This window comes from Phenylobacterium terrae (genome assembly GCF_042681205.1).
Classification (GTDB): domain Bacteria; phylum Pseudomonadota; class Alphaproteobacteria; order Caulobacterales; family Caulobacteraceae; genus Phenylobacterium; species Phenylobacterium terrae.
The window spans coordinates 1,892,141-1,911,744 of record NZ_JBHUEY010000001.1 but is presented as its reverse complement, the minus strand read 5'-3'; the positions used below and the strand labels follow the sequence as shown (position 1 = coordinate 1,911,744).

20 protein-coding genes are annotated in these 19,604 nt (G+C 70.2%); 5 read left to right on the top strand and 15 right to left on the bottom strand.

All coding sequences use genetic code 11. From position 1 onward, the window contains the following. Nucleotides 1–23: 23 nt before the first annotated feature. Together ftsH and rpsU are read right to left on the bottom strand one after the other, a co-directional pair. Nucleotides 24–1,916, bottom strand: coding sequence for an ATP-dependent zinc metalloprotease FtsH (gene ftsH, locus ACFSC0_RS09625; protein WP_377283157.1), 1,893 nt, complete (start codon nucleotides 1,914–1,916; stop codon nucleotides 24–26). A gap of 177 nt (nucleotides 1,917–2,093) precedes the next feature. Continuing rightward, on the bottom strand, nucleotides 2,094–2,327 hold the full coding sequence (rpsU, locus tag ACFSC0_RS09620; protein WP_111275467.1) for a 30S ribosomal protein S21: 234 nt from the start codon (nucleotides 2,325–2,327) through the stop codon (nucleotides 2,094–2,096). Nucleotides 2,328–2,495: 168 nt separating this feature from the next. On the opposite strand from rpsU, the gene ACFSC0_RS09615 reads away from it, so the two are divergent. Continuing rightward, complete coding sequence (locus tag ACFSC0_RS09615; RefSeq protein ID WP_377283158.1) at nucleotides 2,496–3,134, top strand: COQ9 family protein; 639 nt, start codon at nucleotides 2,496–2,498, stop codon at nucleotides 3,132–3,134. A gap of 190 nt (nucleotides 3,135–3,324) precedes the next feature. Here ACFSC0_RS09615 and ACFSC0_RS09610 read toward each other — a convergent pair whose 3' ends face one another. From ACFSC0_RS09610 to purE, 3 genes are read right to left on the bottom strand one after another with little or no spacing between them, the layout of a single operon-like run. Continuing rightward, nucleotides 3,325–4,179 carry a GNAT family N-acetyltransferase gene (locus ACFSC0_RS09610; RefSeq protein ID WP_377283159.1) on the bottom strand — a complete coding sequence of 285 codons (855 nt, stop codon included), beginning with the start codon at nucleotides 4,177–4,179 and terminating at the stop codon, nucleotides 3,325–3,327. Nucleotides 4,180–4,184: 5 nt separating this feature from the next. Further along, nucleotides 4,185–5,270, bottom strand: a complete 1,086-nt coding sequence (locus tag ACFSC0_RS09605; RefSeq protein WP_377283319.1) for a 5-(carboxyamino)imidazole ribonucleotide synthase — start codon at nucleotides 5,268–5,270, stop codon at nucleotides 4,185–4,187. Between the two features lie 8 nt (nucleotides 5,271–5,278). After that, nucleotides 5,279–5,785 carry a 5-(carboxyamino)imidazole ribonucleotide mutase gene (gene purE / locus ACFSC0_RS09600; RefSeq protein ID WP_377283160.1) on the bottom strand — a complete coding sequence of 169 codons (507 nt, stop codon included), beginning with the start codon at nucleotides 5,783–5,785 and terminating at the stop codon, nucleotides 5,279–5,281. A 113-nt stretch (nucleotides 5,786–5,898) separates the two neighbouring features. On the opposite strand from purE, the gene ACFSC0_RS09595 reads away from it, so the two are divergent. Further along, nucleotides 5,899–6,615: a GGDEF domain-containing protein gene (locus ACFSC0_RS09595; RefSeq protein ID WP_377283161.1), complete on the top strand. Its 717-nt coding sequence runs from the start codon at nucleotides 5,899–5,901 to the stop codon at nucleotides 6,613–6,615. Nucleotides 6,616–6,766: 151 nt separating this feature from the next. Here ACFSC0_RS09595 and ACFSC0_RS09590 read toward each other — a convergent pair whose 3' ends face one another. Both ACFSC0_RS09590 and ACFSC0_RS09585 read right to left on the bottom strand, forming a co-directional pair. Beyond that, nucleotides 6,767–7,492 carry a TIGR02444 family protein gene (locus ACFSC0_RS09590; protein ID WP_377283162.1) on the bottom strand — a complete coding sequence of 242 codons (726 nt, stop codon included), beginning with the start codon at nucleotides 7,490–7,492 and terminating at the stop codon, nucleotides 6,767–6,769. After that, complete coding sequence (locus ACFSC0_RS09585) at nucleotides 7,489–8,094, bottom strand: UbiX family flavin prenyltransferase (RefSeq protein WP_377283163.1); 606 nt, start codon at nucleotides 8,092–8,094, stop codon at nucleotides 7,489–7,491. The genes ACFSC0_RS09590 and ACFSC0_RS09585 overlap by 4 nt, the downstream gene beginning before the upstream one ends. Nucleotides 8,095–8,244: 150 nt before the next feature. Between ACFSC0_RS09585 and ACFSC0_RS09580 the strand changes: the two genes are divergently transcribed. Continuing rightward, nucleotides 8,245–8,418 (top strand): YdcH family protein, encoded by a 174-nt coding sequence (locus ACFSC0_RS09580; RefSeq protein WP_377283164.1) that lies wholly within the window; start codon nucleotides 8,245–8,247, stop codon nucleotides 8,416–8,418. Between the two features lie 80 nt (nucleotides 8,419–8,498). Here the strand turns inward: ACFSC0_RS09580 and ACFSC0_RS09575 are convergent, their stop codons facing one another. After that, complete coding sequence (locus ACFSC0_RS09575; protein WP_377283165.1) at nucleotides 8,499–9,149, bottom strand: DUF1013 domain-containing protein; 651 nt, start codon at nucleotides 9,147–9,149, stop codon at nucleotides 8,499–8,501. Nucleotides 9,150–9,330: 181 nt separating this feature from the next. On the opposite strand from ACFSC0_RS09575, the gene ACFSC0_RS09570 reads away from it, so the two are divergent. Continuing rightward, nucleotides 9,331–10,038, top strand: a complete 708-nt coding sequence (locus tag ACFSC0_RS09570) for a BON domain-containing protein (protein ID WP_377283166.1) — start codon at nucleotides 9,331–9,333, stop codon at nucleotides 10,036–10,038. Here the strand turns inward: ACFSC0_RS09570 and ACFSC0_RS09565 are convergent. From ACFSC0_RS09565 to ACFSC0_RS09540, 6 genes are all read right to left on the bottom strand, one after another. Further along, on the bottom strand, nucleotides 10,035–10,847 hold the full coding sequence (locus ACFSC0_RS09565; RefSeq protein WP_377283167.1) for a DUF72 domain-containing protein: 813 nt from the start codon (nucleotides 10,845–10,847) through the stop codon (nucleotides 10,035–10,037). The two genes, ACFSC0_RS09570 and ACFSC0_RS09565, sit on opposite strands and share 4 nt — an antisense overlap. Before the next feature lie 136 nt (nucleotides 10,848–10,983). Further along, a complete protein-coding gene (gene ribB / locus ACFSC0_RS09560; RefSeq protein ID WP_377283168.1) occupies nucleotides 10,984–12,138 on the bottom strand; it encodes a 3,4-dihydroxy-2-butanone-4-phosphate synthase in 1,155 nt (384 codons plus the stop codon). After that, nucleotides 12,135–12,704: an NADPH-dependent FMN reductase gene (locus tag ACFSC0_RS09555; RefSeq protein ID WP_377283169.1), complete on the bottom strand. Its 570-nt coding sequence runs from the start codon at nucleotides 12,702–12,704 to the stop codon at nucleotides 12,135–12,137. The genes ribB and ACFSC0_RS09555 overlap by 4 nt, the downstream gene beginning before the upstream one ends. Next, nucleotides 12,701–14,476 (bottom strand): class I adenylate-forming enzyme family protein, encoded by a 1,776-nt coding sequence (locus ACFSC0_RS09550; RefSeq protein WP_377283170.1) that lies wholly within the window; start codon nucleotides 14,474–14,476, stop codon nucleotides 12,701–12,703. The genes ACFSC0_RS09555 and ACFSC0_RS09550 overlap by 4 nt, the downstream gene beginning before the upstream one ends. A gap of 201 nt (nucleotides 14,477–14,677) precedes the next feature. Beyond that, nucleotides 14,678–16,021 carry an acyl-CoA dehydrogenase family protein gene (locus ACFSC0_RS09545; RefSeq protein WP_377283171.1) on the bottom strand — a complete coding sequence of 448 codons (1,344 nt, stop codon included), beginning with the start codon at nucleotides 16,019–16,021 and terminating at the stop codon, nucleotides 14,678–14,680. A 147-nt stretch (nucleotides 16,022–16,168) separates the two neighbouring features. Beyond that, nucleotides 16,169–16,582 carry a DUF1801 domain-containing protein gene (locus ACFSC0_RS09540; RefSeq protein ID WP_377283172.1) on the bottom strand — a complete coding sequence of 138 codons (414 nt, stop codon included), beginning with the start codon at nucleotides 16,580–16,582 and terminating at the stop codon, nucleotides 16,169–16,171. 225 nt (nucleotides 16,583–16,807) lie between these two features. Here ACFSC0_RS09540 and ACFSC0_RS09535 point away from each other — a divergent pair, with 225 nt between their 5' ends. Then, entirely contained in the window at nucleotides 16,808–18,025 is a 1,218-nt protein-coding gene (locus ACFSC0_RS09535; RefSeq protein WP_377283173.1) for a serine hydrolase domain-containing protein, read from the top strand. Here ACFSC0_RS09535 and ACFSC0_RS09530 read toward each other — a convergent pair. Beyond that, a complete protein-coding gene (locus ACFSC0_RS09530; protein WP_377283174.1) occupies nucleotides 17,967–19,523 on the bottom strand; it encodes an MATE family efflux transporter in 1,557 nt (518 codons plus the stop codon). The two genes, ACFSC0_RS09535 and ACFSC0_RS09530, sit on opposite strands and share 59 nt — an antisense overlap. Nucleotides 19,524–19,604: the final 81 nt, after the last annotated feature.

The window sequence follows — 19,604 nt, the reverse complement described above, 5'->3', positions numbered from 1 at the left end:
TCCGAAAGCTTCGGTTCGGGGCCTTACGCCGGTTCGGGCTCGGGGCCGGGCCGCGGCGAGATCGGCACCGCGACGGCCGGGCCGGCGGGGCGCTTGGGCTCCAGGTCCTCGCGCTTGGGCTTCACGCCGTGCTGCAGCAGGTTCTGGATCTCCTCGCCGGACAGGGTCTCGTACTCGAGCAGCGCCTTGGCCAGGACGTGCAGGTCGTCGATGCGCTCGGTCAGGATCCGCTTGGCCTCGTTGTAGCCTTGCGTGACCAGGCGGCGGACCTCCTCGTCGATCTTCTGGGCGGTGGCCTCGGAGACGTTCTGGGTCCGGGCGACGGAGTGGCCGAGGAAGACCTCCTCCTGGTTGTCGCCGTAGGAGACCAGGCCCAGCTCGTCCGAGTAGCCCCAGCGGGTGACCATGTTGCGGGCCAGGCCCGTGGCCGCCGAGATGTCGCTCGACGCGCCCGAGGTGACCTTGTCCTTGCCGTTGATCAGCTCTTCGGCGACCCGGCCGCCCATCATGATCGCCAGGCGCGAGACCATCTGGGTGTAGTTCATGGAGTAGCGGTCGCCTTCCGGCAGCTGCATCACCATGCCCAGGGCGCGGCCGCGCGGGATGATGGTCGCCTTGTGGACCGGGTCGGCCTCGGGGACGGTCAGCGCGACGAGGGCGTGACCGCCTTCGTGGTAGGCGGTGTTGCGCTTCTCTTCCTCGCTCATGGCCATGGACTTGCGCTCGGCGCCCATCATGACCTTGTCCTTGGCCTCTTCGAAGTCGCGCATGGTGACCATCCGGCGGTTCTTCCGGGCGGCCATCAGGGCGGCTTCGTTGACCAGGTTGGACAGGTCCGCGCCCGAGAAGCCGGGCGTGCCTCTAGCGATCGTCTTGACGTTCACGTCGGCGGCCAGCGGCACGTTCTTCATGTGCACGCGCAGGATCCGCTCGCGGCCGTTGATGTCCGGGTTGGGCACCACGACCTGACGGTCGAACCGGCCGGGGCGCAGCAGCGCCGGGTCCAGCACGTCCGGACGGTTGGTGGCGGCGATCAGGATGATGCCCTCGTTGGCCTCGAAGCCGTCCATCTCGACCAGCAGCTGGTTCAGGGTCTGCTCGCGCTCGTCGTTGCCGCCGCCCAGGCCCGCGCCGCGGTGACGGCCGACGGCGTCGATTTCGTCGATGAAGATGATGCAGGGAGCGTTCTTCTTGGCCTGCTCGAACATGTCGCGCACGCGGCTGGCGCCGACGCCCACGAACATCTCGACGAAGTCGGAGCCGGAGATGGTGAAGAAGGGCACGCCCGCCTCGCCCGCGACGGCGCGGGCCAGCAGGGTCTTACCGGTGCCCGGAGGGCCGACCAGCAGCGCGCCCTTGGGGATCTTGCCGCCCAGGCGCTGGAACTTCTGCGGGTCCTTCAGGAAGTCGACGATCTCGGTCAGCTCTTCCTTGGCCTCGTCGACGCCGGCCACGTCCTCGAAGGTGACGCGGTTCTTGTTTTCGGTGAGCAGGCGGGCCTTGGACTTGCCGAAGCCCATGGCCCCGCGCGCGCCGCCCTGCATCTGGCGCATGAAGAAGATCCACACGCCGATCAGCAGCAGGATCGGCAGGGAGTTCAGGAAGAAGGCCAGGAGGCCGCCGCCGCCGGCCGGCTTGAACTGCACGTCGGCGCCCTGGGCTTCCAGGCGGCGGACCAGCTCTTCCTGGTCGTTGCCGGTCATCGCCGTCAGCACCTTGCCGTCGGCGGTCTGGGCCTCGACGGTGGGGCCGCGGATGACGGCGCGCTTGACCTCGCCGCTGTCGACGCGGGCGAGCATCTGCGAGTAGCTGACCTCGCTGGCTCCGGCCGCGTGGCTGCCGCCCGTCATCATGCTGTAGAGGCCGATCAGGACCACCACGATGACGGCCCAGATGGCGAGGTTACGCAGGTTCATGCTGGAAGACCGCTTCTAGAATGCGCTTGGCCCACTCACATAGGGACCGGATCGGAGTTACGCCAGCGACCAGGGGGCCCGCGCGACCTAAGATCGCGACCTGGCCGTGAGAAACGCAAAAGGCCGCGCCCCCTGGGCGCGGCCTTGAGCAGATCGCAGAGAGATGGCGGTCCGGGTTTACCGCGACGGCTTCTTCGGCGCCGCGATCAGGCCTTCACGCTGGGCGCGCTTGCGGGCCAGCTTGCGGGCCCGGCGGACGGCCTCGGCCTTCTGGCGGGCGCGCTTCTCGGACGGCTTTTCGTAGTGGACGTGCCGCTTCATCTCGCGGAACGAGCCCTCGCGCTGCATCTTCTTCTTCAGCGCCTTGAGGGCCTGATCGACGTTGTTGTCGCGGACGAAAATCTGAACCAGGGTTCTCTCTCCTGCCAATTCGCTCCCGCCCGACCTGAAGCGGCGCGAGCGAACAAATAATTTCCGCCGGCCGACCAAAGGCCGCCGGTTTCGAGCCGCGCGAGATAGCAGAAGGCGGCCGTGCTGTCCACGGCGGACAGGCGCGTCCGGTAAGGTTAGGATCGGGCCATGACCGACACCGACGATTGGGCCGCCCGCACCGAGGCGTCCGTCCTGGACGAAGCCCTGAGGATCGCGCCCCGCCTGGGGTGGACCTGGCCGATGGCCTACGCGGCCGGCGAGGCGGCGGGCCTGAGCCGCCCCGAAACCGAGCTGCTGCTGCCGAAGGGACCGGCCGACCTGGCCGCCCTGCTCTCCCGCCGGCTCGACGCCGAGGCGCTGCAGCGGCTGGCGGGCGTCGACCCGACCTCGCTGAAGATCCGCCAGCGCATCCGCACGGCCGTCGAGGCGCGCCTGGAGGCCGCCGCCGCCCACGAGCCCGCCGTCCGCCGTTGGGCCGGCTGGTGCGCCCTGCCCCTCAACCTGCCGCTCGGCATGCGGCTGCTCTGGGAAAGCGCCGACGTCCTCTGGCGCTGGGCGGGCGACGTGGCGACCGACGAGAACCACTATTCCAAGCGCGCCATCCTCTCGGGCATCCTGTGCGGCGCCCTGTCCATCCGCCTGTCCGGCGGCCACGCCGACGCCATGACCTTCGTCGACGCCCGCATCGAGAACGTCATGACCTACGAGAAGTGGAAGGCGAAACTGAAGCCGGGCGAGCTGCTGAAGGACGTCGCCAGCGCGCTGGGGCGGATGCGGTACGGGTGAGCCCCTTCCTCCCCTGCGAAGCGGGGGAGGGGGACCACTCGCCGAGCGGACGAAGAGCGAGTGGTGGAGAGGTGCAGATTGGAGCGGCGAACAGCGCCGTGCCTGCGGCTTGCCCTTTCCACCCCCGGCTCTCCGCTTCGATCGGCCGGCGGTCCCCCTTTCCCATGAATGGGAAAGCAAAAGGACGGCGTCAGAACGCGTCGAAGTCCAGGAAGCTGAACAGGATGCGGTCGGGGTCGAGGCGATCGGCGGGGTCGTCCAGGTTGCGGTAGATCAGGCGCAGGGGCGAGGGGCGCAGGCGGTCCGGGACGGTGAGCGAGAGGCCGCGGCGGGCGGCGCCGGCAGGCGCGAGGGCGAGCGACACCGCTGGCCACAGCCGGCTCCGCGGGACCGGCGGCGCGGCCAGGCCCTGGCGCGGGATGACGGCGCGGGCGGCGACCAGCGGCGCGGTGGAGGCGCCCTCGACGACCAGCGCATCCTCGCTCGCCGCGACCAGCCTCAGCCGCCCCTCCGGATTGGCCATCCGCCAGGCGAGCGCCGCATCGTCCCAATCACGCCGAAGATCGGCCTGCGCGGCGGCGCGGCCGAAGTCGATCCGCTCCGGCGCCGGCGCCACGAAGGCGTCGAGCCCGCGCACCTCCTGGAACGCCAGCCGCTTCACGTAGGGCCCGACGGAGTTCTGGTTGGCGACCCCGATCAGCGCCGCGACGCCCCGCCGCCGCCCCTCGTCGATCACCGCGTTCACCACACGCGAGAACAGCCCCCGTCCCTGCCGGTCGGCGTCGGTGGCGGTGTTCAGCATCAGCGCGCCGAGCACCGGGCGGCCGTGCAGCACCAGCCGCTGGGGGATGCCGGCCCCGTGGCTGATCACCCGCTCGCCCTCGCGCACGTCGAAGGCCAGCGCCGGCCCGGCCGGGTTCCGGAAGTAGAGCCAGTCGAGGTAGGCCTCGGTGTATTTGTGCGCCTTCGGGAACGCCCGCCGCATCAGCGCCGCCACCGCCGCGAGCCCCTGCCGCGACGTGGGCGCCAGCACCGGCTCGGGCACCGCCGCTATCTCCGGCCCGGCAGCGGCCGGATGCGGTTCACATGGCCCATCTTGCGGCCGGGCTTGGCCTCGCGCTTGCCGTAGAGGTGGATGCGGGTCTCGGGCTCGGCGGCCAGCCGGGCCCAGCCGTGCGCCTCCGGCCCCAGCAGGTTCATCATCTCCACCTCGGCGGTGGCGTGGGTGGGGCCCAGCGGCCAGCCGGCGACGGCGCGGATGTGCTGCTCGAACTGGTCGACCTCGCAGCCGTCCTGGGTCCAGTGGCCGGTGTTGTGGACGCGCGGGGCGATCTCGTTGACCAGCAGCTGGCCGTCCTCGAGCTCGAACAGCTCCACCCCCACCACGCCGACGTAGTCGAGGCGGGTGAGGATCTGCACCGCGATCCGCTCGGCCTGGTCCGCGAGGGCTGCGGACGCGCGGGCCGGCGCCAGGCTGCGGCGCAGGATGCCGTTCTCGTGGTGGTTCTCGGCCAGGGGATAGACCGCGGTCTCGCCGCTGCGGCTGCGGGCGGCGATCACCGACAGCTCGCGCACGAAGGCGGCGGGCGCCTCCAGGATCACCGGCCGCTCGCCCAACTCCTGGAAGATGCGGGCGGCGTCGGCGGCGTGCTCCACCCAGCGCTGGCCCTTGCCGTCGTAGCCTTCGCGGCGGGTCTTCATCAGCGCCGGCGCGCCGATCTTGGCGACCGCCGCGCGGGCGGACTCGGCGTCCTCGGCGGCGGCGAAGGCGACGGTGGCGACGCCGACGCTGTTGAGGAAGCTCTTCTCCTGCACCCGGTCCTGCGCCACCGCCAGCGCCCGGGCGCCCGGGGCCACCTGGCAGCCCAGCTCGCCCAGCCGGCTCACCGCCGCGGCCGGCACGTTCTCGAATTCGTAGGTGACGACGGAGGCGAGCCTGGCCAGCTCGGCCAGCGCGGCCTCGTCGGCATAGTCGGCGACGATGGTATGGGCGGCGACCCGTGCGGCGGGCGCGTCCTCCTCCGGCGTCAGGATGGCGACGTCGAAGCCGAGGCGGGCCGCGGCCAGCGCCAGCATCCGGCCGAGCTGCCCTCCGCCGAGGATGCCGATGGTCGAGCCGGGCGGCAGCGGCGCCATGGTCGCGCTCAAGCGTCCTCGACCGTCTCGGGGATGGACTCGGTCTGCCGGCGGCGGAAGGCGGCCACCCGATCGGCCAGCGCCTCGTCGGTCAATGCCAGGATCTGCGCCGCCAGGATGCCGGCGTTGCGCGCCCCCGCCTCGCCGATGGCCAGCGTCCCCACCGGGATGCCGGCCGGCATCTGGGCGATGGAGAGCAACGAATCCATGCCCTTCAGGGCCTTCGACTCCACGGGCACGCCGAGCACCGGCAGCTCGGTCAGCGAGGCGGTCATGCCGGGCAGGTGGGCGGCCCCGCCGGCGCCGGCGATGATCACCTTCACCCCGCGGGCCTTGGCCGACTTGGCGAACTCGTACATCCGGTCGGGCGTGCGGTGGGCGGAGACGACGCTGGCCGTGTACTCGACCCCCAGCGCCTCCAGGCTCTCGGCCGCGCCTCGCAGGATCGGCCAGTCGGAGCGGCTGCCCATGATGATGGCGACCGGGGCGGTCTTGCCCGTATTGCGTGGCGCCATGGGGCCCCCTGGGACGGAAAGGCGCGGAGTATAGGCGCCGGCTTTGCCTCGGCAACCGATCACGGATACGATTCTTGGGCCTCGAGCCGAGGCGTGATTCTGCGTCGACACTCATGAAGATCAGCGGCGCCCGCACCCCGCCCCTGCCGGACACCCGCCGGCGCCTGCTCGTGGCCCCAGACGCGCGGCCGGCGAGCGCGCCGCCGCCGGCCGACGCCGCCGCCTTCCTGGGCCTTTCCGAAGCCGACCTGACGGCGCCGGTGCGGCTGGCCCTGCAAACCCTGCTCACCGAAGTAGACGACCTCCGCGCCGAGGTGGCCCGGCTGAAGGCGCGCCTCGCCGAGGCGGAGGGCCTGGCCGACCAGGACGCGCTGACCCCGCTGCTCAACCGCCGCGCCTTCATGCGCGAGCTGAACCGGATCCGCACCTTCGCCCAGCGCTACGGCTCGCCGGCCAGCCTGATCTATTTCGACGTCGACGGCCTCAAGGGGATCAACGACCGGTTCGGCCACGCGGCCGGCGATGCGGCCCTGAAGGCCGTCGCCGACCGGCTGCTGGCCAATGTCCGCGAGAGCGACATCGTGGCCCGCATGGGCGGCGACGAGTTCGCGGTCATCCTGGCCCAGGCCGACCGCTTCACCGCCAGGGCCAAGGCCGAATCCCTGGCCGCCATGGTCGCCGAGACGCCGGTCCAGTTCGGCGACTGGTCCGCCCCCATGCGCCTGTCGTTCGGCGTCAAGGACATCTCTCCCGATACGGACGCCGAGGCGATCGTCGCCGAAGCCGACGCGGCGATGTACGCGATGAAACGGGCGCGCAAGGCGGGGTGAGGTCAATCCTCCCCCGCAGGGGGAGGGGGACCGCGAAGCGGTGGAGGGGGTCTACATCCCCGGCGGGACGCGTTCCGCTCCATCCGGACTCAGCCGTGCGAACCCCCTCAGTCGCTTCGCGACAGCTCCCCCTGTGGGGGAGCATCTGCGATCACGCGATGATGTCCGGCGTCAGCAGGTCCTCGATTCGGGCGATCTCGTCCTTCAGCTGCAACTTCTTGCGCTTCAGCCGGCCGATGGCGAGCAGGTCGGGGAGCGGGACGGCGGCCATGGCCTGGACGGCGGTGTCGAGGTCGGCGTGTTCCTGCTTCAGGGCGGCGAGGCGGGCCCGGAGCGCAGGTTCGGGCTCGTCCGCGGTGTCGTCGAGCATGGCAGCGTTCCGCGGGGTGGACGCCCCATGATGGGCGCTGGGCTTGGGCGCGTAAAGCTGGGCGACCGAGAGGGCGTCGGCGAGGCGGGCCAGCGCCTCGTCCGGCGGCGGCTCGCCCCAGGCCTTGGCCGCCGCCTGCAGCGCCTGCAACGGATTTTCGCTGCGGCGGGCCGGCACGAGCCGGCCGAGCGCCTCCAGCAGCGCCTGCTCGACCTTCAGCTCGGCCGCCTTGACCTCCTCGCGCAACGCCTCGCGCGCCGCTTCGGCCAGCGGCGGGGTGGAGGCCTTCAGCGCGCGGCGGACCTGGCGCAGCGGCCCAAGGACTTCGCTCTCCCACAGCTGCGCGGCCTCGGCCGCACGCTCCAGCAGCCCGGCGTCGGCCGCGCCGGACCAGACCGCCCAGAGCAGGAAGCAGGTGTTCTGACCGTGCGCGTCCTGCAGATCGAGGCAGGCGTCGGCCACACCCGGCCGCTCGTAGGCGGCCACGGCCCAGTCCCAAAGGCTCACGCTGTCTCCGTCTTGCTCGTCGGGCCGATGTCCTGGCCCCAGCGCCGCACCGGCGTCCAGGACAGGCCGAACAGGTCCAGGCAGCGGCCCACCGACTGGTCGATGAATTCGTCGATCGAGGTCAGGCCGGCGTAGAAGGCCGGCATCGGCGGGGCGATCACCGCCCCCATCTCGGCCAGCCGCACCAGGGTCCGCAGGTGGCCCAGGTGCAGCGGCGTCTCGCGCACCATCAGCACCAGGGGCCGGCGCTCCTTCAGGGTGACGTCGGCGGCTCTCGTCAGCAGCGACGAGGTCACGCCGGTGGCGATCTCGCTCATCGTCCGCACCGAACAGGGCGCCACGATCATCCCCAGCGTCGGGAAGGAGCCGGAGGCGATGGAGGCGCCGATGTCGCCCAGCTTGTGGCTCACCGCCGCCCGGGCCTGGACGTCGCCGACCGACAACTGGGTCTCCTGGGTCACCGTCTGGCCGGCGGCCCGGCTCATCACCAGGTGGCTCTCGACGCCCAGCTCGCGGCAGGCGTCCAGCACCCGCACCCCCAGCCTGGCTCCGCTGGCCCCGGAGATGCCGACGACCAGGCGGGGCGGCTTGGATTCACTCATTTCGCCGCGCTCCCCGCCCGGATTCCCGGCGCCCGCCAAGCGCCGCCGCGTGCAAACATATGTGATCTGACACTTGGTCGCAGCGGGTGTTCACTCCATCTGAATGTCAAGCGCGTTCACTTCCCACTCAGCAGCAAGGAGGCGTACCCTATGGCCGTAGACGCCCGCATCCGTGAACTCGGATCCCGTCACCAGTCCCTGGAACGGATGATCCAAGACGAGATGAGAAGGCCGTCCGCCGACGAGATCAAGCTGAAGGAATGGAAGCGACAGAAGCTTCGCCTGAAGGAGGAGATGGAGTCCCTTCGGGCCCAGGCTCACTGAAGACGACAAAGGCCCGCAGCGATGCGGGCCTTTTGCTTTCTTCCGCCCATCCCGGCGTCGCCGGGGATGAGCGGGTTTGATCAGTCCTCCGCGTATTCCTCGTCGAAGTCCGCGGGTTCCTCGTCCTCGACCTGACCGGTCTCGGAGGCGGGGGCCAGCGTCGGGCCTTCCGGCTCGACGATCCCACGCTTGGCGTCTTCCTTGGCCTTCTTCTCGGCGGCCTTCTGGACCACCGCGTCGAGCTCCATCTGGGTGGCCAGGCCCAGGCTCACCGGGTCGACCGGCTTGATGTTGGCCGCGTTCCAGTGGGTGCGGTTGCGGATCTGGTCGATGGTCGCCTTGGTGGTGCCCAGCAGGCGGGCGATCTGGCTGTCGGGCACTTCCGGGTGGTTGCGCAGGAACCAGGCGATGGCGTCCGGGCGGTCCTGGCGGCGCGAGACGGGCGTGTAGCGCGGCGCCTTCTTCACCGGCTTCAGCAGCTCGGCGTGCCGGCTCTTCTGGGCCTTCATCCGGTACTTGGAATCCTTCTGCGCCTTGTCCAGCTCTTCGCGGGAGAGCTGGCCGTTGGCGATCGGATCGGCGCCGCGGATGTCGCGCGCCACTTCGCCGTCGGCGATGCCCTTCACCTCGAGGGGGTGCAGCCCGCAGAAGTCGGCGATCTGTTCGAAGGTCAGCGAGGTGTTGTCCACCAGCCAGACGGCGGTGGCCTTGGGCATCAGGATCTCGGCCATATCGGCGCTCCAGAAACGAAGGCGCCCGGCCTTTCGGCCGGGCGGTGTGGTGACCCGTCATATAGGCCGGTTCCACGCACAAGAAAACGACAATCCTCGGCGAGGTTCCGTCGGGAACCAGACGACATGGCGGAGGTTGAACCCAGCAAGCCGACAGCACAGCCCAGATGAGGAGGAGCGCATGCCGCGCCAGGAATTCTGGAATCGACACCGGGGCCGCGAGCGCAGTTGGGATCCGCGCGACCTGCGCGAGGACTACGGACAGGCCGACTACAGCCGCGACTACGCCTTCGACCGTCGCCGCCGCGTCGGGTACCGCACCGAGGCGCGGACCGGCGGGCGCGAGGACTTCGGCCAGGCCGACTACAGCCGCGACTACGAATACGACCCGCAGAGCCGCTCGGCCGTCCGCCGCGAGGAGATGCGCGACGAGCGCCGCCACCACGAGATCGACGTCCGGGGCTACCGCGCCAACGAGCGGCCGATGGACCGCGACCGCCGCTACGGCGACGAGGATCGCGGCCCCGAGCGGCGGCTGGACGATCCGCGCACCTGGTTCGGCGGCGGCCGCGACCGGGACCGCGACGAGCATTACGACGAGCGCCGCGCCAGGGGCCGCTACGATCCGGACGAGCGGATCTGGCGGGACGTCTGCGACCGGCTGGAGGACGACCGCCACCTGGACGCCCGCGACATCGAGGTCGACGTGCGGGGCGGCGAGGTGACCCTGCGCGGCATGGTCGAGGACCGCGACCAGAAGCGCCGGGCCGAGGATCTGGCCGAGGTCGCAGGCGTGGTCGACGTCCACAACCACCTGACCATCCGCAACCGCTACGCCGGCGAGCACCGCGGCTCGTCCTGGCGCAGGAGCTTCGGACTCTCGGGCTAGGGCGGCGGTGAGGCGGCCGGCGCCTCCGGCCGCCCGACCTGGTCCCGCGTCCGCAGGATCGGGTGCGCCGGTTCGTTGCGCTGGCCGCGCGCCAGGATGGCCTTGAGCGCCAGCGCGTCGGCCGGGGCGGCGCATTTGATGTCGTTGTCGAAGTAGGCGTAGACGTCGAGCCCCTCCGCCCGCCAGCCTTCGATGCGGCGCGCCCAGTCCTGCAGCGTCTCGTCCGGATAGTTGCCGTAATAGCGCCCGCCCGGGCCATGGCCGCGGACGTAGACCCAGTCGGCCGTGACTTCCCACGGCGCGGGGGCGTGGTGGTGGTCGGAGAGGGTCAGGGCGGCGTTGTGGTCGGCCAGGATCTGGAAGACCGCCGGCTCGTACCAGCTGGGGTGGCGGAACTCGACCGTGTGCCGCCGCCCCTTGGGCAGCAGCTTCAGGAAGCCCGCCAGGCGATCGCCATTGCGGTGCAGGCCGGGCGGCAGCTGGATCAGCGCCGGCCCGTAGGCCCGCCCCAGGTGCGCCATCCGGCCGAACACCAGATCGACCGAGTCCTCGCAGTCCTTGAGCTTCTTGTTGTGGGTGATGAAGCGGCTGACCTTCCAGGCGAAGATGAAGTCCGCCGGGGCCCGCCTCTCCCAGCCCTTCACCGCCGCCTCCGACGGCAGGCGGTAGAAGCTGGCGTTGATCTCGGCGGTGTCGAACCAGCCGGCGTAGTACTCCAGCCGCACTGGATCCTTGGTCCCCGCCGGATAGAAGGGCCCGGTCCAGTCCTTGTAGGTCCAGCCGGAACAGCCGATGCGCAGTTCGCTCACGCGGTTGGAATGCGACGCGCCGAGCGTGGGTTGCCGACCCGCCCCTTTCCTTTCCCATTCATGGGAAGGGGGGACCGCCCGCCGAGCGCATGCGAAGAGCGGTCCCCCTCTCCCGCAAGCGGGAGAGGAAGGGGGGTCAGAGCTCCCGGCGCCCGACGATCTTCAGGCCGTAGCCGCCGGAGCCCGGCAGGCGGGTGGAGCTGTTGGAGAGCAGCACCATGTCGCGCACGCCGAGGTCGAGCAGGATCTGCGCGCCGATGCCGTAGTCGCGCAGGATCGAGGCGCCGCGGTCCGCGTCGGTCTGGTTCTGGCCGTAGCGTTCGGAGAGCCAGGCGGGGTTGGAGTCGCGGATGAACACCGCCACGCCCGCGCCGTCGTAGTCGGCGATGGCCTTAAGCGCCCGTGGCACGTAGTCCCGCCGCTCCTCCACATGGCCCAGCATGTCGGCCGCGAAGTCGACCCGGTGCATCCGGACCAGGGTCGGCCGGTCGGGATCGATCTTGCCCTTGGTGAGGACCACGTGCTCGGTGCGGTCGAGGATGTTGCGGTAGATCACCATCCGGAAGCGGCCGCCGTAGGCGGAATCGAACGGCGTCTCCAGCACCCGCTCCACCTGCCGCTCGGTGCGGCGGCGGTAGGCGATCAGGTCGGCGATGGTGCCGATCTTCAGCCCGTGCAGCTGGGCGAAGGCCACCAGGTCCGGCAGCCGGGCCATCGAGCCGTCGTCCTTCATGATCTCGCAGATCACGCCGGCCGGGTTCAGGCCCGCCATCCGGGCGATGTCCACCGCCGCCTCGGTGTGGCCGGCGCGGACCAGCACGCCGCCGTCCTTGGCCACCAGCGGGAAGACGTGGCCGGGGGTGACCACGTCGTCGGCGCTCTTGGTCGGGTCGATGGCGACGGCGATGGTGTGCGCCCGATCGTGGGCCGAGATGCCGGTGGTCACCCCTTCGCGCGCCTCGATGGAGACGGTGAAGGCGGTGCCGTGGCCGGACTGGTTGTCCGTCGACATCGGCGGCAGGCGCAGCTGCCGGGCCCGCTCGGCGGTGATCGACAGGCAGATCAGGCCGCGCGCGTGCTTGGCCATGAAGTTGATCTGGTCGGGCGTGGCGAACTGGGCCGGGATGATGACGTCGCCCTCGTTCTCCCGGTCCTCGGCGTCCACCAGGATGAAGGGCCGCCCGTTGCGGGCGTCCTCGACGATGTCCTCGATGGGGCTGATCGCCTGGTGGATGGCTTCGTCAACGCCGGAGCCGCCGCCCGGGGGCGGCACGAGCTTGGGTCGGGTCATGTGGCGGCTCTCATCCTGGCGAACTCCATCACCTGGTCGGCCACCGTGGTGAGCTGCCAGGCGTCCTTGGGCTCGCGGCAGCGGCCCTCGGCGTCGAAGAGGTTGGTCGTCGAATTCAGCGCAGCGCCGAACGGCGTCGGCCATCCTCTCAGCGCATGTATGATCGATCGCAGCGCCATCAAAGTGGTGCCGGCCGCCTGCCAGCCGTCGGCGGTGATGATGCAGCCCACCGGCCGGCCCTGGAAATAGGGCGTCGGATCGTCCCGCAGCAGCTCGAGGGAATCGAGGGCGTTCTTGATCAGCCCCGAGATCGAGCCGTGGTAGCCGGGGCTGGCGACGATCACCCCGTCGGCCCCGCGCACGGCGTCGGCCAGCGCCCGCTGCTCATCGGTGGGCGGCGCCTCGCTCGGCGCATAGACCGGAAGCCGGGCGAGGAAGTCGCCGCCGAACAGCTGGGTCTCGGCGCCCGCCGCCTCGGTCGCGGCGAGCGACAGCACGAGCGCCTTTTCGGTGCCGGAGCCCGGCCGGGTGGTCCCGCCGATGCCGACGATGCGCGGTCGGCTCATGCCCCCTGCCCTTCGAACACCTTCTTCAGCTCGGTCTTGAGGATCTTGCCGTTGGCGTTGCGCGGCAGCGGCTCGGGCCAGAAGGCGACCTTCACCGGGACCTTGAAGGCGGCCAGCCGCTCGCGGACGAACGCGCGCAGTTCGGCCTCATCGGCGGTCCCGCCGGGCTTCAGATGCACCACCGCCGCCGGCTCCTCGCCGAGGGTGCGGTGGGGAACGCCGACGATGGCCGCATCCATCACGTCCGGATGCTCGTAGAGGGCGTTCTCGACCTCGACGCAGTAGATGTTCTCGCCGCCCCGGATCAGCATGTCCTTGGCCCGGTCGACGATATAGAGGAAGCCCTCCTCGTCGAGACGGGCGAGGTCGCCGGTGCGCAGCCAGCCGTTCTTGAAGGTCTCGGCGGTGGCCTCGGGCTTGTTCCAGTAGCCTTTGACGACCTGCGGGCCCTTGACCCACAGCTCGCCGACTTCGCCGACCGGCAGCTCCCTGGTCCCTTCCGGATCCATGATCTTCATCTCGCCGACGGGGGCGGCGGGTCCGGCGCTGGAGGGCCGGTTCTCGTAGTCCTTGCCCATGTGGCTGGTGAAGGTGGCGGTGGTCTCGGTCATGCCCCAGCCGTTGCCCGGCTGGGAGCCGGGGAAGACCTCGGCGATCTTGCGCACCAGCTCGGGCGCCGAGGGCGCGCCGCCGTAGGTCACCGCCTGCAGGGACGACAGGTCGTACTTCTCGCGGGCCGGGTGCTCGATCAGCTGCCAGGCGATGGTCGGCACGCCGCCGGTGGCGTTGACCTTCTCCCGCTCGATCAGCTGCATCGCCTTCTCGGCCTCCCAGCGGTACATGAAGACCAGCTTGCCGCCGGCGTTCATGCTGGGGCCGAGCGTCGCCGACAGGCCCGTGGCGTGGAACAGCGGCACCACCAGCAGCGTCACCCGCTGGGGCAGCTTGTGCGGGTCGGCCTCCGGCAGCGGCTGGCCCGCGCGCAGGAAGTTGCGCGCCGCCGAGATGCCGCCGGCGCCGATGTTCGAGATCATGTTGCGGTGGGTGCCCAGGGCGCCCTTCGGTTTGCCCGTGGTGCCCGAGGTGTAGAGGATGGTGGCGTCGTCCTCCGGCCCGATCTCGACATCGGGCAGCGGCTGGTCGGGCAGTCCCTTCCAGCTGTTCACCGGGCCGATGACGTCCTCCAGACGCTTCACGCGCGGGTCGGACGGCTCGGTCTTGAGCCGCGAGACGTAGACGCGCGTCAGGTCCGGACAGGCGTCCAGGTGCTCGGCGATCCGCTCCAGGCGCTCGTCGTCGACGATGGCGACCTTGGTCCCGGAGTCGGCCAGGCCGTACTCCAGCTCGGGGCCGGTCCACCAGGCGTTCAGCGGCGTGACGATGGCCCCGCACAGGACGCCGGCGAAGAAGGCCACCGGCCATTCGGGCAGGTTGCGCATGATGACGGCGACGCGGTCGCCCTTCTTCACGCCGTCGGCCTGCAGCTGGCGGGCGAGCTTGATCGTGGCGCGGGCGAAGGCCTCGTAGGTGGCCCGGTCGTCCTCGTAGACGAGGAACTCGCGATCCTGGAACGCGCGGGCGTTGAGGAACACATCGCGCAGCGTCGGCGGGGCGTTCTTCCAGACCTTGGTCGGAATCCCGCGGATCACCTTCTCCTCGATCTCGAAGCGGGCGCCGGGCGCCGTCAGCTGGCGATGCGCCTCGGCGATGGACATCACCGGCCAGGCGGGCGCCTCGCCTTGGGTTTCTCCGGCGCTCAGGACGTCGCTCATTCTTCTCGTTCCTCCCACGCAACTCCGGACGGCTTAAAAGAAAAAGGGGACGGTCGCCAGACCGCCCCCTCTGTAGATCCTCCCCCACAGGGGGAGGGGGACCGCCGAAGGCGGTGGAGGGGGTCCGCACGCATCGAGTTTGCGGGCGTGAACCCCCTCAGTCCTTCGGGACAGCTCCCCCTGTGGGGGAGCATCTTTGGCTTACGCCGTCTCAGTCGCGCGCGCGCCGCCACGGCCGCCTTCGGCCTCGTAGGCGGCCTTCAGCTCGGCGAGCTGGTCCTTGAAGCGTTCGCGGGCTTCCTCCCGCAGGCGCGGGATGTGGTAGGCCGGGAAGAGGTCGTTGTCGGGCCGGTAGTCCTTCAGGATCTGCTTGGCGACCGTCACCTTGTGGACCTCGGTGGGGCCGTCGGCGATGCCCATCACCAGCGAACTGGTCACCATGTGCATGAACGGCATCTCGTTGGAGACGCCGAGCGCGCCGTGCAGGTGGGCCGCCCGGGTCGCGATGTTGTGGTAGACCTTCGGCATCGCGACCTTCACGGCGGCGATGTCCTTGCGGACCTTGTTGTAGTCCTTGTGCTTGTCGATCAGCCAGGCGGTGCGCAGCACCAGCAGGCGGAACGACTCCAGCTCGATCCAGGAATCGGCGATGTCCTGCTGCACCAGCTGCAGGTCGGCCAGCTTGCCGTCGCGGGTGGTGCGGGAGACCGCCCGCTTGCACATCAGGTCCAGCGCGTGGCGGCAGGAGCCGATGGTCCGCATGGCGTGGTGGATCCGGCCGCCGCCCAGGCGCACCTGGGCGATCACGAAGGCCCCGCCCCGCTCGCCGAGCAGCGCGTCATACGGCACGCGGACGTTGTTGTAGCGGACGTAACCTTCCGTCCCGCCGCCGATCTCGCCGCCGCCGCCGACGGCCACGTTGCGGATGATCTCCACCCCGGGGGTGTCGGTGGGGACCAGGAAGATCGAGGTGCGCTTGTAGGGGTCCTTGGCGTCCGGGTCGGTGACCGCATAGACGACCAGCAGCTTGGAATAGCGGGCGTTGGTGGAGAACCACTTCTCGCCGTTGATCACCCACTCCTTGCCTTCCAGCACCGCGCGGGTCTTGAAGGTCAGCGGGTCGGAGCCGCCGGTCGGCTCGCTCATCGAGAAGGCCGAGCGGATGTCGCCGTTCAGCAGCGGCTTGAGCCACTTCTCCTTCTGCTCCTCGGTGCCGTAGTGGGCGATGATCTCGGCGTTGCCGGTGTCGGGGGCCTGGCAGCCGAACACCGAGGGGGCCAGGCCATTGCGGCCGAGCTTCTCATTGAGCAGGGCGAGCTTCAGCTGGCCGTAGCCCTGGCCGCCGAGCTCGGGGCCCAGGTGGCAGGCCCACAGGCCCTGGGCCTTCACCTTTTCCTGCAGCGGCTTGATGAACTTCTGGCGGCCGAGCGGCCCGTGCGCGGCCATGCCGAGGTGCGAGAGGGGCTCGACCTCCTCGCGCATGAACTCCTCGACCCAGTCGAGCTTCTTCTGGAACTCCGGATCGGTCTCAAAATCCCAAGCCATTGACGTCCTCCATAGACCGCCCCGGCGGCCCCATTTTCGAAACTCGGGTACGGAAACGGGTGTGCTCCGCCCTTGGGAGCATTATCAAACGCATGTTCGGCTTACGCAACGTCGGCGTTGCGGGCGGGGTGAGAGCAGGGCTGCCCGTCAGGCCGGCTCTGTGTGCGCCCAGGCGGCGCGGATCAGCTCCTCCAGCACGGCCATGTCCACGTCCGCGAGCTTCTTGATGTAGAGGCATCCCACGCCCGTGGTGTGCTTGCCCAGGCGCGCCAACTGCGCTTCCTGCTCCGCGGCGTCGCACCACAGGTAGAAGACCAGCGCGCCCTTGCGGGGCGAGAAGCCGATGCGCGAGGTCTCGCCCGAATGGCCGCTGGCGTAGCGGTAGGTTTGGCGCCCGAAGCCGATGATCGAGGGGCCCCACATCCGCGGTTCCTCGCCGCTCACCTTGCGCATCAGCTCGCAGACGACCCGGCCATCGTCGCGGCGCACCGCCGGCTCCACGCGGTCCAGGAAAGCCCCCACGTCGGCCTCGGTGGGACGGGTCTTGGCTTCGTACGCCATGGGCGAAGCTTCCGCCCCGGGTGCATGAGGCGTCAAGCGGCCCCGTCCCCCAAGTTCGTCATCGCCGGCTTGTCCCGGCGACCCAGCCCGTTGAGGCAGGTCCAAGCTCATCGATGGGTGGCCGGCATGAAGCCGGCCATGACGGGATGCGGCCGTGGCGAACGATGCTTTCCGCATCGCCCCCTCGCCCGCTAGGTTGCCGCCGCCAGACAGTAAGGAGCGTCCATGGGCAAGGCGGGGTTCTCGGCCGAGCGGCTGCAGCGGATCGACCGGTTCATCGAGGAGAAGTACATCGGGCCCGGGCGGCTGCCTTGCGCCCAGGTGCTGATCGCCCGCCGGGGCGAGGTCGTCCACGAGACGGTGCTGGGCCACCGCGACCTCGAGCGCGGCCTGCCGTGCGAGGCCGACACCCTCTTCCGCATCTACTCGATGACCAAACCGATCACCTCGGTCGCCTTCATGATGCTGGTGGAGGAAGGCAAGGTCGCGCTGGACGACCCCGTCGACCGTTACATCCCCGAATGGAAGGACCTGGGCGTCTATGCCGCCGGCAATCTCGGCGCCTACGCGACCACCCGGCCCGCCCGGCCGATGCAGGTGGTCGACCTGCTGCGGCACACCTCCGGCCTGACCTACGGCTTCCAGAACCGGACCATGGTGGACTACGCCTACCGCAAGACCGGTGTCGGCGAGATGGGCGGCAAGCTCAGCCTGGCCGGCATGATCGCCGAACTCGCCAAACTGCCGCTGGAGTTCGCGCCGGGCGAGGCCTGGAATTATTCGGTCTCCACCGACGTGGTCGGCTATCTCGTCGAGAAGATCTCCGGCCAGCCGTTCCAGGACTTCCTCAAGCAGCGGATCTTCGAGCCGCTGGGCATGGCCGAGACCGGCTTCGAGGTCCCGGCCGGCCAGGAGAAGCGGTTCTCGGCCTGCTACAACATCACGCCCAGGGGCGGGCTGAAGCTCCAGGACGATCCCGCCGCCAGCGGCTACCTCGCCCCGCCGGCCTTCTACTCCGGCGGCGGCGGCCTGGTCTCCACCGCGGCGGACTACATGAAGTTCGCCCAGATGCTGCTGAACCGCGGCGAGCTGAACGGCAAGCGGCTGCTGGCCCCCAAGACCCTGCAGCTGATGGCCTCCAACCACCTGCCCGGGGACAAGGACCTGACGCAGCTGTCGCGCTCGATGTTCTCGGAGAGCACCAACGCCGGCGTCGGCTTCGGCCTGGGCTTTGCGGTCGTCATGGACCCGCCCAAGACCCTGATCCCCTGCTCGAAGGGCGAGTTCTACTGGGGCGGCGCGGCCAGCACCGCCTTCTGGGTGGATCCGGTGGAGGAGCTGACGGTGGTCTTCATGACCCAGGCCATGCCCTCCAGCGGCTATCCTATTCGGCGGGAGCTTCGGACTCTCGTCTATGCGGCGCTTGAGGAGACGAACGGCTAGCCGCTTCCAGCGCCTCGCTCTCCTCGGGGGGCGGGGCGGCGAGGCCGGTATCCACCGGCTCGCCGCGGGGGATGCCGCTCATCAGCTGGGCCTTCCGCCAGCCGCCGAACAGGTAGTAGCCGACCGCCAGGGCGCAGGAGGCGATGGAGCCGAGCGGGAAGCTCCACCACACCGCCTCGGCCCCCAGCGCCGGCTCCAGCAGCAGCGCGAAGGGGATGCGCACCCCCCACAGCGACAGGGCCATGAAGATCAGCGGGACCATCACCGCGCCGGTGGCCCGCACCACGCCCGAGAGCGCGAAGGCGACGCCGAACGGGATGAAGCCCCACAGCACGATGGCGTTGATGTGGATGGCGATGGGGATCGACGGGCTGCCGGCCGGCAGGAACAGGCGCAGCACCAGCGGCTCGATCAGGTAGATCACCAGCACGGGCCCGGCGCTCAGCAGCGCGGCGTAGAGCGAGCCCAGGCCCGCGATCCGGTTCACCCGGTCCATGCGCCCGGCGCCCACGTTCTGGGCGGCCATGGACGAGACCGCCGCGCCCATCGCCATGGCCGGCATCTGGACATAGGTCCACAGCTGCACCGCCGCGGCGTAGCCCGCCGCCGTGTCCGAGCCATAGCGGTTGACGAAGCTGATCATCACCACCGCCGCGCCGGAGATGACCAGCATCTGGACCGCCATCGGCAGGCCCTTGGAGACCAGGGTGCGGATGATCGCCAGCTCGGGCTTCAGCAGCTTCCACTCGTGCGGCCACAGCACGAGGACGCTGCGGGTGCGGTAGAGGTAGGCGATGATCGCCCCGAGCACGACGGTCTGGCTGATTAGCGTCGCCGCGGCCGAGCCGGCGATGCCCATCCTGGGCGCCGGCCCGAAGCCGGTGATCAGGATCGGGTTGAGGATCACGTCGAGCACGACGGCGGCGAGCGAGAACCAGAAGGGGCTGCGCGCGTCCCCCGCCCCCCGCTGCGCCATCATCAGGAACGAGAAGAAGTACATGAACGGCATGGCCATGAAGATCACCCGCAGGTAGGTGATCGCCTGGGCCTTGGCGTCGGCCGGGGTGTCCATGGCCGTCAGGATGGTCGGCGTCAGCAGCCAGCCGCCGACGCCCACCGCCAGCGACAGCACCACGAAGAAGCCGGTGCTGGTGCCGATCACGCGCTTGACCATCGCCTCGTCGCGCGCCCCGACCGACTGGCCGATCATCAGGTTGGCGGCCATGCTGATGCCGAACACCGCACCCAGCATCAGGAACAGGATGTTGTTGGCGTTCGCGGTCGCGGTCAGCGCCGCCTCGCCGAGCACGTGGCTGACCCAGATGGCGTTGGCGGTGCCGTTCAGGGAATGCAGGACGTTCGAGCCCATCACGGGCAGCGAGAACAGGATCAGCGTCTTGCCGATCGGGCCCTGGGTGAGGTCCTGGGCCCCGGCCCCAGGGTGGAAGCCCGGCCGCGCCGGACCCGGCCGCTCCAGCGATTCGCTCTTGCCCGTCACGCCCATCCCCACCGCCGATCCGAGCCCTGCGCCGGCTTCTGGAGGCGGCCCGGCGCCTGCGAGGCGCACACTGAAGGGATA

Excerpts from the sequence above, each read along its gene's own strand:
- purE (WP_377283160.1), bottom strand. The coding sequence starts at position 5,785 with ATGGCGCCACGCAATACGGGCAAGACCGCCCCGGTCGCCATCATCATG.
- ACFSC0_RS09570 (WP_377283166.1), top strand. The coding sequence starts at position 9,331 with ATGCCGCGCCAGGAATTCTGGAATCGACACCGGGGCCGCGAGCGCAGT.
- ACFSC0_RS09575 (WP_377283165.1), bottom strand. The coding sequence starts at position 9,149 with ATGGCCGAGATCCTGATGCCCAAGGCCACCGCCGTCTGGCTGGTGGAC.
- ACFSC0_RS09540 (WP_377283172.1), bottom strand. The coding sequence starts at position 16,582 with ATGGCGTACGAAGCCAAGACCCGTCCCACCGAGGCCGACGTGGGGGCT.
- ACFSC0_RS09580 (WP_377283164.1), top strand. The coding sequence starts at position 8,245 with ATGGCCGTAGACGCCCGCATCCGTGAACTCGGATCCCGTCACCAGTCC.
- ACFSC0_RS09545 (WP_377283171.1), bottom strand. The coding sequence starts at position 16,021 with ATGGCTTGGGATTTTGAGACCGATCCGGAGTTCCAGAAGAAGCTCGAC.
- ACFSC0_RS09605 (WP_377283319.1), bottom strand. The coding sequence starts at position 5,270 with ATGGCGCCGCTGCCGCCCGGCTCGACCATCGGCATCCTCGGCGGAGGG.
- ribB (WP_377283168.1), bottom strand. The coding sequence starts at position 12,138 with ATGACCCGACCCAAGCTCGTGCCGCCCCCGGGCGGCGGCTCCGGCGTT.
- ACFSC0_RS09535 (WP_377283173.1), top strand. The coding sequence starts at position 16,808 with ATGGGCAAGGCGGGGTTCTCGGCCGAGCGGCTGCAGCGGATCGACCGG.
- ACFSC0_RS09615 (WP_377283158.1), top strand. The coding sequence starts at position 2,496 with ATGACCGACACCGACGATTGGGCCGCCCGCACCGAGGCGTCCGTCCTG.
- ACFSC0_RS09550 (WP_377283170.1), bottom strand. The coding sequence starts at position 14,476 with ATGAGCGACGTCCTGAGCGCCGGAGAAACCCAAGGCGAGGCGCCCGCC.
- ACFSC0_RS09555 (WP_377283169.1), bottom strand. The coding sequence starts at position 12,704 with ATGAGCCGACCGCGCATCGTCGGCATCGGCGGGACCACCCGGCCGGGC.
- ftsH (WP_377283157.1), bottom strand. The coding sequence starts at position 1,916 with ATGAACCTGCGTAACCTCGCCATCTGGGCCGTCATCGTGGTGGTCCTG.
- ACFSC0_RS09585 (WP_377283163.1), bottom strand. The coding sequence starts at position 8,094 with ATGAGTGAATCCAAGCCGCCCCGCCTGGTCGTCGGCATCTCCGGGGCC.
- ACFSC0_RS09595 (WP_377283161.1), top strand. The coding sequence starts at position 5,899 with ATGAAGATCAGCGGCGCCCGCACCCCGCCCCTGCCGGACACCCGCCGG.